Raw genomic sequence first — 7,146 nt, 5'->3', positions numbered from 1 at the left:
CCGCCGCCGGAGCCCGGCGAGCCGGAGCGGCGTGAGGCAGCGGCTGCGGCACGACCTGCGAGGCATTGGCGCGCAGGCGGCGCTCAAGGCCGTGCCCGCGGACGTGCTGGTGGATGCGTTCCGCGACGAACTGGATGCGCGCAGCACCTTCCACCGGTTCGTGCGCCTGCCGTTCCGGGGGCTGGCCACGGCGCTCACGTTCGTGAGCCGCAAGGTGCGCGAGTCCTTCACCGGGCCCCGTCCCCATGAAGCGCTGCCCTCGCAGGCGGTGGATGACTCGCTGAAGGACGGGCTGCGCCGGCTGGTGGACGCCTTCGCGCCGGAGGTGGCCGCGTGGCGCGGGGACGCGGAGACGCGGGAGAAGCTGGCGCAGGCCTTCGGGCCCGCGATGCTGGGCCGGCTGGACGCGCCGCTGGAGCTGGACGCGCTGCACGCGCACGCGGCGGACCGGGCGACGCTGTACGACTTCTGCCGCCAGCTGGTGGGCACCGAGCTCCAGGGCGGCATGCGCGAGGAGCTGCTCCAGGCGCTCACCACGCTGGTGTACTCGGTGCCGTCCGGGGCGGCGGCGGTGGTGACGGTGGCCACGGGTGGGCTGGGGCATGACGCGGTGGTGTGGGCGGGGACGCTCCTGTCCACGCCGCTGCTGGAGCGCTTCGTGGACCTGCTGGGCGCCCAGGTGCGCGCGACGGTGACGCGCAAGTGGGCGGACTCGCACGGGGCCACGCTGGCGCAGGCCATGGAGGCGCGCTTCTTCGCGGACCTCCTGTCCCACCTGGATGCCCAGACGGAGGGCTGGATGCGCACCGCGACCACCCTGGAGACCGCACGGCGGGCGGCGGAGTAGGCGGCCGGCTCCCGGCAGGCCTCCGCCTCCGGGAGGGAGGCGAGACTTCGTGCCTCGCCGCCACCGATGCGTCATGCTGGGTCCGCCATGACCGGTCCGGACCCGGAGTCGGGCTCCCCTCTCATCCTGTCGTTTCGTCACCTGCTGACCGAGTCCGTCAGTGCGTTCCTCGACGAGGCGGACATGACGTGTCCGCAGACGGCGGACGCGCTCAGCGAGCTGCTGGTGACGCTGTCGCGCTACCGCGAGGAGGGCGCGCTGCTGTTCCCCACCGCGTTCCTGGGCGACGACCTGGGCGCGATGATGGAGCTCTTGGGCGGGCACGACCCGATTCCGCTCGGCTCGGGGCCGCGCAACCGCGCCACCATCCAGCGGGCGCTCAAGCAGTGCGCGCCGCTGGGGCAGGGACGGTGGTGGGCGCTGTACCTGCTGCGCGACTCCGAGGGCCTCACCTACGGCATCTTCCGCACGGATCCGTTCCCCATGGCGGAGACGCCACTGGAGCGCCTGCGGCACGCACCGGACCGGGGCGCGCGCGTGGTGGGCGTGTTGCAGCTCGCGGACAACATCATCGAGCTGCGTGGCGGCGGCGGGCTGTGCCGGCACGTGTACCTGTCCGGTGCGCGCATCGACCTGGAGCTGCCCTCGGTGGTGCTGGACGCGCTGGCGAGCGCGGTGACCGAACAGGTCCTGCCCTCCAGCCGCGAGTACGCGCGTGGGTTCTTCCGGCGGGTGCTGTTCGAGGTGATGCAGTCCTCGCACGGCACGCTGGTGGCGGTGCTGCCCCGGGAGCGCGCGGGTTCGGCGCTGTTCGTGGACGGCATCCTGTTGCCCCGGCCCATGGACGTGGTGGCGATGCTGGACCGGCACCACGCGACCCAGGACGGCAACGCGGCGTCGGCGGTGCGGGCGCCGCGCAGCTGCTGCGCGGCATGATGGCCACCGACGGCATCACCGTGCTGCGCGCGGATGGGTGCATCCTCGGGTACAACGTCTTCGTGCGTCACCCGGAGACGCTGACCCGGCAGCCGGGCTTCTTCGGCGGGGCACGGCGGCGGACGTACGAGGTGCTGTGCGCGGCCCTGGGCAACGAGCTCGCCGCGGCGTTCATCCGTTCGCAGGACGGGGACGTGGCCTGCCGTCGCGTGTGACACTTCCGGCACGGTGACGGTTTCCCGTTTTGCATGTTGCACGGATTGATTGCGGCTCCGAGGGACAGAGGACCCTGGAGGTCGCATTCGTGCACGGGGACTCGGGACGTGGGCGGAAGGTTGAGAACGTCAACTTAATCTGTAAGGCTGCGTGCGCTTTGCGCACCGCTCCCCGCCCCCTCCGCGCGTACGCCGCGCTGTCCCTGCTCGCCGTGTGCCTCGCGAGCGCGCCCGCCGTGGCGCAGAAGCTGCCGGATGTGGTGGTGACGGGGGCACCCGCGGCGCCGTCGCCCACGGATACCGGTACAGGGCTCTGCATGGCGTCCAACGTGTGGACGCGCACCGCGAATGATTTGCCCCAGAGTCAGACGAACTACACAGAAAACCTGAACATCTACATGGAGGAGAGCAGCGCGACGCGCATGACCTCCGTGCTGCGCTCCACGTTCGACCTGTCGAACAACCTGAACGACGGTCGAATCCTGAGCTACGGCGACTTCGTCGATGTGGTCTCGGGCTGCGCCCAGGGCGGCTGCCCCTTCCACTATAATGATTCGACCACTCGATTCGTCTCTCGCTTTCGCGGCTACCTGAACGTCACCCCGGCCATGGTGGGGCGCGTCCTGCACTTCGGCTTCTACGCCGACGACGCCATCAGCCTCGTCCTGTTCGACAAGGCCAGCAGACGCTACGACATCGTCATCCGGCCACCGGAGCTCGGTGCGGCAACGCGACGTACCACCAACTCCGTCACCTTCACCCAAGCCGGGCTCTATCCCATTGAGCTGCTCTATGTGCAGATCGTGGAACACGCGGCGCTGGAGTTCGTGGTGCTTGATGGCGCGTTCACGGACTACGACCGTCCGGCGAATCAGGTTCCGGTCGTCCCGCTCAACACTGCGGGCTTCACGCTGGTCCAGCCCGCGCAGCTCTACCAGACCGAAACCGGCCGCCCGTCCTTCCCGGCCAACCTGGACCAGTGCGTCCAGTGCAACCGGCTGTTCGCCAACCAAGCTGGCAACGGCAGTTGCGGTCCGTCCTACTACTGCAACTCCGCTGCGCTCTGCGCCCCCTGTGACACGAACCTCCTGTGCGGCGACACGTGCTCACCGTGCGGACCGACCGCGCCCATCTGCTCCCAGGTCAACGGCCAGTTCGCCTGCGTCCAGTGCACCCAGAACAGCGACTGCGCCACCGGCCGCTGTGACACCACGACCAATGTCTGCACCGGCTGCGTCCGCGACTCCGACTGCGGCTCCGGCCAGGTCTGCGACGAGCCGAACTTCACCTGCGTCCAGTGCACCTCCGACGCGGAGTGCCCCGACAGCCAGGTCTGCGACCTCACCGCGAACTCCTGCGTCGAGTGCAACGAAGACACCCAATGCGACCGGGGTGAGAGCTGCTCCAACCACGTCTGCACGCCCTGCAACACCAACGACGCCTGCGCCGGCAACTCCTGCAACTGCTGCCCCAATGGCACCCAGTGCGCCGCGCCCACCCCCGGCGCCCCGCCCTCCTGCGTCGAGTGCACCGCCGACAGCCAGTGCTCCAACGGCCAGACCTGCGACACCCTGAACGGCACCTGCGTCGACGCCGTCCCGGAGTGCAACACCTCCGACCGCTGCGGCCCCGGCTGCTCCAAGTGCCCTGGCGAGCGCCCCTACTGTCTCGACGGCGAGGTCTGCGTCCAGTGCCGCAACGACCTGGAGTGCGGCGACGGCCAGACCTGCGTCAGCGGGGAGTGCAGCTCCTGCACCACCGACAAGCGCTGCGGCCCGCGCTGTGACTCCTGCGGCGAGGACACCCCGTTCTGCCTCTCCGACGGCACCGTGCAGAACAGCGTGTGCGTGGGCTGCGTCAACGACTCCGACTGCGGCAGCGGCACCTGCGACCCCACCACGCGCACCTGCTCCAACACCGGCGCCTGCGCGGTGACGTGCGCGGAAGGGCTCGTGTGCGACGGCTCCGCGTGCGTCGAGTGCTTCGCCGACGCCCACTGCCCCTGCGGCGGCACCTGCGACGTCCCCACCAACACCTGCCTCGAAACGTGCGCCGACAGCGGCGACTGCCTGGGCGTCGAGTTCTGCTCCGCCGAAACCCAGCAGTGCGAGCGCGGCCGCCGCAAGCCCGGCACCGAACCGCAGGGCGGCGCCTTCTGCTGCGGCACCACCGCCGAGGACACCCCCACCGGCAGCACCGCCATGCTGGTCACCCTCGCCCTGGGCTTCCTCTTCCTGCGCTCCGCCCGCCGCGTCCGATGAAGCCCTCCCGCACGCCGCTCCTCCCGCTGCTGCTGGCCCTCGCGCTGTCCACCGCCGCCCACGCCGCGCCGGATCCGCGCTTCAACATCCAGGTCTTCCGCCCGTCCGGCGCGCCGCAGGACCTGGTGATGGTCACCCAGTCCCGGCCCCTCTCCCACCTGTCCGTCGCCGCCGGGCCCTACTTCAGCTACTCCATCAATCCGCTCTCCCTCGTCCCCAAGGACGGAGACCTGGGCTCCATCAGCCTCGTGGGCAACCGGCTCCAGCTGGATGTCATGGCCACCGTCGGCCTCTTCGACTGGGCCGAGGTGGGCGTGGACCTGCCGCTCGTGCTCCTGCAGGGCGGTCAGAACCTGGAGGTCATCGGCACCGAAGGGCCCGTGGAGAGCTTCGCCCTGGGCGACCTGCGCCTCACCGGCAAGGTGGCCATCCCCGGCTTCCGCCGCTCCGCGGAGGGCCACGGCTGGGGCGCCGCGCTCACGCTCAACGTCAGCTTCCCCACCGGCGTGCAGGAGGCCTTCGCGGGCGACGGCGAGCTCACCTGGGCGCCGGGCCTGGTGCTCGACTACCGCTTCAAGTCCGGCATCCTCCTCGCCTTCAACGGCGGCTTCTGGAAGCGGCCGGACATCATCTTCAGCGGCACGCAGCTGGGGGACATGGCGCCGTTCGGCCTGGGCACGGAGGTGCCCCTCCTGCGCGGCAGCGGCATCACCGCGCTGGGCATGGTGAACGGCGCGTTCGGCCTCAAGAAGGCGCCCGGCCAGGAGCGGCAGATTCCCGCGGAGCTGCTCATCGGCCTGCGCTGGTACAGCTCGCTGGGCGTCACCTTCACCTTCGGCGGCGGCCTGGGCTGCGGCTGCTCGCTGGCGTCGCCGAACCTGAGCTTCTTCACCTCCATCATCTGGGTGCCCGCCAAGACGCGCGAGTGGGAGGCCATCGAGCGCTTCAAGGAGCCGCCCCCCCACCCCCGCCGCCCGTGGACCCCGACAACGACGGCGTCATCGGCGAGCGCGACCGCTGCCCCAACCTCTTCGGCCCGGTGGAGAACAGCGGCTGCCCGGACACCGACGCGGACTCCGACGGCGTGGTGGACCGCATCGACAAGTGCCCGGACGCCCCGCAGGGCAAGCGCGGCCGCGACGGCTGCCCGCTCGCGCGCACGTCGGGCAACAAAATCGTCATCCTGGAGCAGGTGAACTTCGCCACCGACCAGGACGTCATCCTCTCCGAGTCCTACCCCGTGCTGGAGGAGGTCGCGCGGGTGATGGAGGAGAACCCGAAGATGGACCGCATCCTCATCGAGGGCCACACCGACTCGCGCGCCAGCGACCAGTACAACCTGGAGCTGTCCAAGCGCCGCGCCGCCAGCGTGAAGCGCTTCCTCATCGAGAGCGGCGTCGCCGCGGAGCGCGTGTGCTCGCAGGGCTTCGGGCGCAGCATGCCCGTGGCCGACAACGCCACGGAGGAGGGCATGGCCCTCAACCGCCGCGTCGAGTTCACCATCCAGCCGCCCAGCGACGGCCCCCGCCCGCCCTGCCCGGATGACGTGGAGGCCGCGTCCAGGAAGAAGGGCGGCAAGAAGGCGGCGCCCACCAGGCCCGCCGCGCCGCCCGCGAAGAAGCCGTAGCGGAAGTCCCAGGGTCCGCCGCTCCAGCGCGGCGGGCCCGGCACTTCGCCGAGCTTCGGGGGACGGGCCTACTCGACGATGAAGTCCGCGGCGGTGCGGCGACGGCCAGCCACCACCGACACCACCGCGCGGCCCCGGCCCACGGCCGTCACGCGGCCCTCGGGCGACACCGTCACCACGGCGGAGTTCGAGCTGAACCACTCCAGCGGCACCTTCTCCAGCGCCACGCCGTTGCGGTTGTACGCGCGCGCCTGGACCATCACCGACTGGCCCTTCTTCTTGAAGGTGTACGAGGTGAGGTTCAGCCCCAGGCGCGCGAAGTCCGGCGGCACCACCTGCACGGCGATGGCGCGGCTCAGGTGCCCCAGCGTCGCGGTGACGGTGGCCACGCCGGCGGACGCGGCGATGAGCTCGCCGTTGTCCACGCGCGCCACCTCCTCGTTGCTGGAGCGGAAGGCGGGCGCCGCGTCCGGGATGACGTGGCCCGCTTCATTGCGCGCCACCACGCGCAGCTTGATGGTGCGCCCCACCTCCACGAAGTCCGCGCCCGGCGCTCGCACGTCCAGCGACGCGAGGATGGTGAGGTCCAGCGGCAGCGCCACCTTCGCGCGGCCGCCCTGCACGCCGATGATGGTTTTTCCGGACTTGCGCGCCACCACCGTGCCGTCCTCCAGCACGGAGGCCACCTCCGGCGCGGAGCTGGTCCAGCGCAGGCGCGCGTCCATCATCTTGCGCCCGTCCGCGTCCAGCACGGTGTAGCTGAGCGGCAGGTGCTGCCCCTGCGTGCGCAGGTAGCGCTGCTCGGGCGGCTCCAGGGTGATGGTCGTGGGCGTCGGTCCACACGCGCCGAGCACACCCAACGCGAGGAAACCCAACAGGGAGAGGGACGGTGGACGTGACGTCTTCACGAAGGCAGGCACGGGGGGCGGAGGGAAAAGGCGAAGTCTACCGGCTGACCACTCGACGGGAGGGAAAACCGCGAGCGTCCATGTCGAAGTCCGGGTGCCTGCACGCCTGCTGACGACTTCCTGCCGCTTTCAGCGGCGCGGGGTCCGGGCGTCCATCGTCCCCAGCACCTGCGCGGCCAGGGCCTCTCCCTCTCGCCAGCCCGCCACCCGGGCGCGCTCCCTCGCCTGCTCCGCCGCTCGCGCGCGTCCGGCACCCGCCGCCCGCACCAGCCAGGCGCCCGGCGTTGAAGTGGATGCGCGCCACCTCCTGGGCGTACCCGCCCTGCTCGGCCAGGACGAGCGCGCGCTCCAG

At 71.1% G+C, this 7,146-nt stretch carries 3 protein-coding genes and 3 pseudogenes; 4 read left to right on the top strand and 2 right to left on the bottom strand.

Translation table 11 applies throughout. From position 1 onward, the window contains the following. The 4 genes and pseudogenes from ACLEQD_RS33195 to traB all read left to right on the top strand — a co-directional run. Positions 1–847, top strand: a pseudogene (locus tag ACLEQD_RS33195) (hypothetical protein); the annotation flags it as partial. 87 nt (positions 848–934) lie between these two features. Further along, positions 935–1,998, top strand: a pseudogene (locus ACLEQD_RS33190) (hypothetical protein). A gap of 158 nt (positions 1,999–2,156) precedes the next feature. Beyond that, positions 2,157–4,259 (top strand): outer membrane exchange protein TraA, encoded by a 2,103-nt coding sequence (traA, locus tag ACLEQD_RS33185; protein WP_410389544.1) that lies wholly within the window; start codon positions 2,157–2,159, stop codon positions 4,257–4,259. Then, positions 4,256–5,886: pseudogene (gene traB / locus ACLEQD_RS33180) on the top strand (outer membrane exchange protein TraB). Before traA ends, traB begins: the two are co-directional and overlap by 4 nt. Before the next feature lie 68 nt (positions 5,887–5,954). Here the strand turns inward: traB and ACLEQD_RS33175 are convergent. Continuing rightward, a complete protein-coding gene (locus tag ACLEQD_RS33175) occupies positions 5,955–6,740 on the bottom strand; it encodes an Ig-like domain-containing protein (RefSeq protein WP_410389546.1) in 786 nt (261 codons plus the stop codon). A 183-nt stretch (positions 6,741–6,923) separates the two neighbouring features. After that, on the bottom strand, positions 6,924–7,146 hold a 223-nt coding region (locus tag ACLEQD_RS33170; RefSeq protein WP_410389542.1), incomplete at its 5' end, for a hypothetical protein.

Origin of the sequence: Corallococcus sp. 4LFB, from assembly GCF_046520365.1 — a bacterium.
GTDB classification, from domain to species: Bacteria; Myxococcota; Myxococcia; order Myxococcales; family Myxococcaceae; genus Corallococcus; species Corallococcus caeni.
The sequence above is the reverse complement of the archived record's forward strand: the minus strand, read 5'-3'. Positions and strand labels throughout refer to the sequence as shown.